Source organism: Bradyrhizobium sp. (genome assembly GCF_019242285.1).
GTDB lineage: Bacteria > Pseudomonadota > Alphaproteobacteria > Rhizobiales > Xanthobacteraceae > Bradyrhizobium.
On record NZ_JAFAVV010000213.1, the window covers coordinates 1 to 4,613 of the forward strand.

Below are 4,613 nucleotides of genomic sequence, written 5' to 3' on the forward strand. Positions count from 1 at the left end.
TGAACTCGACGCGATGTCGCAGGACCTGTCCCATATCGGGCCAGTGCTGCGCCGCTACATGCCCGCGACCAGCATGTTCAACATGTCGGGTCAGCCGGCGATGTCGGTGCCACTCGCCTGGAGCAGCGCCGGCCAGCTCGAGCAGGAGTGCCCTTGGCGTGACCGGCGACCGCCGATTTGCGCCTGACCTGAAATGAGATAGACTGCAATCGGAAATTGGGGGACGTGAAAGCTTTTTGAAGGCCGTTTGATTTGATTGAAGTGGGAGGCGCTTTTTGCCCCGGAGCGACCCGACGGATCACGCGCTCGCAGCGATCGCGAGCATCCTGGACAGGCCGGTGCCCCAGCGTGAGCCGGGCACCGCCAAAGCTGCGGGAAAATCCACCGCGGCCCCCGCATCCGACGATGTGGATGGTTACAGCAAGAGCGGTCCCGGTCCGATCGCAGCCCTCCGTTTCAAATGGACCGTCCGCCGCTCGGATGAGGGCGAGTATTTCGTCGACGAGTCGCTCGGCACCAGCACCGCTCCCGTCGCCATTGGTCCGCTGGACCGGGAAGCCGCCGTCAAGCTGGTGGATGAATGCGAGCGCGAGGCGCAGAGCCGCTTCGAGCAACTGAAATCGGAGATCATCGGGCGCACCACGGTCGCCGATCTGGTTCGCAAGAGCGATGAGACCTGACGGCTACGCCCTCGGCAGCTCGCCGAGAAAATCGACCGAGGCCTCACACATCGAGATGATCATTGCTTCCACTGGCCTGCTCCGGCCGACTGGTCTAAATCCCATGCCACAACAGGCATGAACTCGACGGGCGGACAAGCATGATCTATCGTATAGCTGCGGCGCTGGTTGCGACCTGTCTATTTGCGGTTCCCGCGCTTGCCCAGGAAGCCTCGCACGCGCGTCTGGACGACATCGTCAAGCGCGGCACCCTGCGGGTTGGCATGACCGGCGACTACCTGCCCTTCAGCCATCTCGACAAGACACCGGCAAGTTCACCGGTTTCGACGTCGACATGGCGGAAGCGCTCGGCAAGGCGCTCGGCGTCAGAATCGAGTACGTGCAGACCGCGTGGCCGAAGCTGATGAAGGATTTCGAGGAAGGCGATTTCGACATCGCGATGGGCGGGATTTCGATCACGCTCGACCGGCAGAGGAAGGGATTCTTCTCGGCCCCGATCATGCGCGAGGGCAAAACCCCGATCGCGCGCTGCACCGATCGCGACAGGTTCGCGACCATCGCCGACATCGACAAGCCCGGCGTGCGCGTCATCGTCAACCCCGGCGGCACCAACGAGCGCTTCGCGCGCGCCAACGTCAAGAACGCGGAGATCAGGGTCCATGGCGACAACGTCACGATCTTCGACGAGATCGCCAAGGGCGACGCCGACGTGATGATGACCGACGCCTCCGAGACCCGCTATCAGCAGAAGCTGCATCCGGGCGTGCTCTGTGCGGTGCATCCCGACCAGCCGTTCGACTTCTCCGAGAAGGCCTATTGGCTGCAGCGCGACGAGGCGCTGAAAGCCTTCATCGACCAGTGGCTGCACATTTCGATCGAGGACGGCAGCTTCAAGAGGATCTACGCCGGCTGGTTCGACTAGGCCCTGATGCCGCCGATCTCCTGGAAGTGAAGCACTCCGGTGCCCCGAATTGGACTACATTGCCCGGTTGAACCAGGATCGCTCGCGCAAGACTCATGTTTGAAAAGTGACATAGGTCACGCTGCGGAACGGCGCAGCGACCTACGGTCGGTCGGGGATTTCAGCCGCTCAGGAGATTTCGATGAAAAGGCTATTGGCGCTAGCCGTCTGCCTGCTGGCGAGCAATGCTGCCGCGCAGGCACAACAATACCAATTCGAATATGGCGGCCGCACCATCCGGATCGATCCGGACCGCGGGACGGTTACGATCCCGGGGGTTTTTGACAACTCCAACACGCCGCGAAAGGCCAAGCGCGCCCGCACCGACAAGCAGGGCACACCCAAGGAGGCGCCGCAGGAGGCCCGGACCGAGCCGTCACCACCGCCGGCCGACCAGGCCGCCGCTCCGGCAGTTCAACCGGCGCCGGCTCCCGCGCCCGCAACGGCGGCGACCGATTCGACGGCCGGCAGCCCGGCAACCGATACTGCTGCCGCCTTGCCGCCACCTGCGCCTGCGCCGCAGGTCGCTCCCGCACCTGCGCCCGCGCCCGAGGTCGCAGCGCTTCCGCCCCCTCCACCACCCGCCCCATCGCAGGGTCCCGCCGCCCCTGCGCCTGCTCCCGTCGCAGCAGCGCCCCGCGATCCCAATTCACCGGTCGGCATCTGGCTGACCGAAGAGAAGGAAGGCAAGGTTCGCATCGAGCAGTGCGGCGGCAATCTCTGCGGCTATTCGGTTGACGCGAAATCCAATCAGAACGGCGAGCAGGTGCTGATCAACATGCGGCCCGGCAAGGACCAGAAATGGAGCGGCCGCATCCTCGACCCCAACACCGGCAGCACCTATGATTCGACGATCGCGCTCAAGGGGCCGGACACGCTGCGGGTGCAGGGCTGCGCCTTCGGCGGCATGTTTTGCGGTGGCCAGACCTGGACGCGGGTGAACTGATCATTCGCGGATACCGCTGATTCCGAGGCCTCGCCCTATTTGGCGAGGCCTTGCTTCATGCGCGACGTCGCAGGCCGCATGACGGCGTGACAGCGATCACATCGAACAATCGTCCCGCATGAAACGATCCCCTCGTCCAAAACAAAGGGGATTGCCATGAGGCATTTTCACAAAGTGATTGTCGCCACCGACATTCTGTTGCTGCTGACCACGCCGCTCACGGCGCGCGCTTCGGCCGCGACCTTCGACGGTGAATGGAGCGTGCACATCGCCTCGCCGAAGTCGGAATGCGGCAACGGCGCCACCGTCTCGATCGGCATCAGCAACGGCCAGGTCGGATCGAGCGATACGATGATGAGGGCCTCCGGCCGAGTCGCCGACGCCGGCAACATCAGCGTGATGCTGACCAGCGGCATCAAGCGCGCGGTCGGAAGCGGCCACCTCTCCGGCACGTCCGGTTCCGGCACCTGGCACGGCACGTTGTGCTCGGGCACCTGGACGGCGGAGCGGATTTAGCGCATGCCGAGCAGGCCATACCCTTTAGGCAGGCGCGGCGGAGTACTCCGCGTCGGTGACGTGCTCCATCCAGGTCGCGTGGTTGCCGTCGAGCGATTCCTGCATCGCGATGTGGGCCATGCCGGTCGTCGGCGCGCCGCCGTGCCAGTGCTTCTCGCCCGGCGGAATCCACACGACGTCGCCAGCCTTGATCTCGCGCACCGGCTGGCCCTGGGTCTGGACGCGGCCGACACCGGAAATGACGTAGAGCGTCTGGCCGAGCGGATGGGTGTGCCACGCCGTGCGCGCGCCCGGCTCGAAGGCGACGCGGTTGGCCACCATCCGGGCCGGCGCCTGCGGCGTGATGATCGGGTCTTGCCAGACCGTGCCGGTAAAATTCTCCTTCGGCGCGCGGCGGCTCGGGCGCGAGCCGGCGAGATGGATGTCCATGGCGTTTCTCCTGTTTTGCGACGACCGGGCCTGCGCGGCCGGCTATTTCGCCTTCGATGCTTCGTAGCGCGCCTTGGTCTCGGCGTTCATGGGATAGAGCCCCGGCAACACCGCACCCTTGTTCACTTCCTCGACGATCCAGGCCTCCGTCCGCTCCTGCTCGGGACCGTCGGCCAACACGTGATCGAGCAGCTTCTGCGGGATCAGCACCGCGCCGTCCTGATCAGCCACCACGATGTCGTTGGGGAACACCGCCACCCCGCCGCAGCCGATCGGCTCGCCCCAGCCGACGAAGGTCAGCCCGGCTACCGATGGCGGGGCCGCGTAGCCGTCGCACCAGACCGGCAGGCCGGTCCCGAGCACGCCTTCGATGTCGCGCACCACCCCGTCGGTGATCAGGGCCGTCACCCCACGCTTGACCATGCGCGCGCAGAGAATGTCGCCGAAAATGCCGGCGTCGGTGATTCCCATGGCATCGACCACGGCGATACAGCCCTGCGGCATCGCCTCGATCGCGGTGCGGGTCGAGATCGGTGACGACCAGGATTCCGGGGTCGCGAGGTCCTCGCGCGCCGGCACGAAACGCAGCGTGAACGCTTCGCCGACCAGCCGGGGCTGCCCGGGCCGGAGCGGACGCGCGCCGCGCATCCAGACGTTCCGCAGGCCCTTCTTGAGCAGCACGGTGGTGATCGTAGCGGTGGTGACGCGCGACAGCGTGGCGATGGCTTCAGGGCTCAATGGCATTGGAACGTCGGCTCCGAAAGGGACTACAAGCGCGCATCTTGCGGGGCACGGCCATCGCGTCAAGAGGCGCGGGCGCGGTCGAGGTCCCGCCATTTGCATGACAAGAGAGTTAATCCGCGTTATCGCGCGAATGCGTATTAATTTATTGAACTGACAAGGCTAATCGGCGCAAACCGGATTCCACATAGCCGCAAAACGCGCTATGGCTGGCACTGCGCCGACGAGTTTTTGAGGTCATGGTCCCGACCCGTGCCAAGCCCCGTATTCTGCCCAGCGGCGATAGCGCCATCACGGTGGAATTCAGCCGCGACATTGACGACGAGGCCAACCAGCGGGT

The 4,613-nt window shown here is 65.1% G+C and carries 5 protein-coding genes and 3 pseudogenes; 6 read left to right on the forward strand and 2 right to left on the reverse strand.

Going from position 1 to position 4,613, the window contains the following annotated elements:
• From JOY90_RS08075 to JOY90_RS08095, 5 genes and pseudogenes are all read left to right on the forward strand, one after another.
• Positions 1 to 187 (forward strand): annotated as a pseudogene (locus JOY90_RS08075) (amidase); the annotation flags it as partial.
• A gap of 88 nt (positions 188 to 275) precedes the next feature.
• A complete protein-coding gene (locus JOY90_RS08080; RefSeq protein ID WP_291690620.1) occupies positions 276 to 680 on the forward strand; it encodes a hypothetical protein in 405 nt (134 codons plus the stop codon).
• 140 nt (positions 681 to 820) lie between these two features.
• Positions 821 to 1,602 (forward strand): annotated as a pseudogene (locus JOY90_RS08085) (transporter substrate-binding domain-containing protein).
• A gap of 181 nt (positions 1,603 to 1,783) precedes the next feature.
• Positions 1,784 to 2,587, forward strand: a complete 804-nt coding sequence (locus JOY90_RS08090; RefSeq protein WP_291690621.1) for a DUF2147 domain-containing protein — start codon at positions 1,784 to 1,786, stop codon at positions 2,585 to 2,587.
• Positions 2,588 to 2,743: 156 nt separating this feature from the next.
• A complete protein-coding gene (locus JOY90_RS08095; protein ID WP_291690622.1) occupies positions 2,744 to 3,103 on the forward strand; it encodes a hypothetical protein in 360 nt (119 codons plus the stop codon).
• 24 nt (positions 3,104 to 3,127) lie between these two features.
• Here JOY90_RS08095 and JOY90_RS08100 read toward each other — a convergent pair whose 3' ends face one another.
• Positions 3,128 to 3,532 (reverse strand): cupin domain-containing protein, encoded by a 405-nt coding sequence (locus tag JOY90_RS08100; protein ID WP_291690623.1) that lies wholly within the window; start codon positions 3,530 to 3,532, stop codon positions 3,128 to 3,130.
• A 42-nt stretch (positions 3,533 to 3,574) separates the two neighbouring features.
• Positions 3,575 to 4,276 carry a ribonuclease activity regulator RraA gene (locus JOY90_RS08105; RefSeq protein WP_291690624.1) on the reverse strand — a complete coding sequence of 234 codons (702 nt, stop codon included), beginning with the start codon at positions 4,274 to 4,276 and terminating at the stop codon, positions 3,575 to 3,577.
• 236 nt (positions 4,277 to 4,512) lie between these two features.
• Between JOY90_RS08105 and JOY90_RS08110 the strand changes: the two are divergent.
• A pseudogene (locus JOY90_RS08110) lies at positions 4,513 to 4,613 on the forward strand (allophanate hydrolase subunit 1); the annotation flags it as partial.

Coding starts and splice junctions, on each gene's coding strand:
- JOY90_RS08090 (WP_291690621.1), top strand. CDS start 1,784: ATGAAAAGGCTATTGGCGCTAGCCGTCTGCCTGCTGGCGAGCAATGCT.
- JOY90_RS08095 (WP_291690622.1), top strand. CDS start 2,744: ATGAGGCATTTTCACAAAGTGATTGTCGCCACCGACATTCTGTTGCTG.
- JOY90_RS08100 (WP_291690623.1), bottom strand. CDS start 3,532: ATGGACATCCATCTCGCCGGCTCGCGCCCGAGCCGCCGCGCGCCGAAG.
- JOY90_RS08105 (WP_291690624.1), bottom strand. CDS start 4,276: ATGCCATTGAGCCCTGAAGCCATCGCCACGCTGTCGCGCGTCACCACC.